Origin of the sequence: Psychrobacter sp. Rd 27.2 (assembly GCF_001921755.1) — a bacterium.
Taxonomy (GTDB): Bacteria; Pseudomonadota; Gammaproteobacteria; order Pseudomonadales; family Moraxellaceae; genus Psychrobacter; species Psychrobacter celer.
Map to the genome: position 1 here is coordinate 1 of NZ_MRYB01000113.1, position 380 is coordinate 380.

At 48.7% G+C, this 380-nt stretch carries 1 pseudogene; it reads left to right on the plus strand.

Annotated features, from left to right (window positions below):
• Positions 1-380 (plus strand): annotated as a pseudogene (locus tag BTV99_RS12820) (MFS transporter); the annotation flags it as partial.

Here is a 380-nt window from a genome sequence, read left to right on the forward strand (position 1 = left end):
ACCATTGCCACCTCTATTATGTTGGCCTTTGCCTTTGGCCCTTTATTGGTCGGCTCGCTTGGTATGTCAGGCTTGTTTTGGCTGACATCGGGTTTTGCAGTATTGGCAATGATGCTACTGTTTGTGGTGCCGACGCCGCTACGAGTGCTCAAACATAACTTGGACAACAAATCTATCGGTCAGCAGTTGGCCAGCGTGCTAAAAATTGGCGATTTAAACCGTCTGCATATCAGTATTTTTGCCTTACACCTGACCATGACGGCGATATTTGTCCTCTTGCCGCATCAGCTCTCTGAGGTGCTGGGCTTATCGGTACGTCAGCAGGGCTTGGTGTATTTGCCGCTATTGTTTATTGGCTTTGCGGTGGCGATACCCTTTAT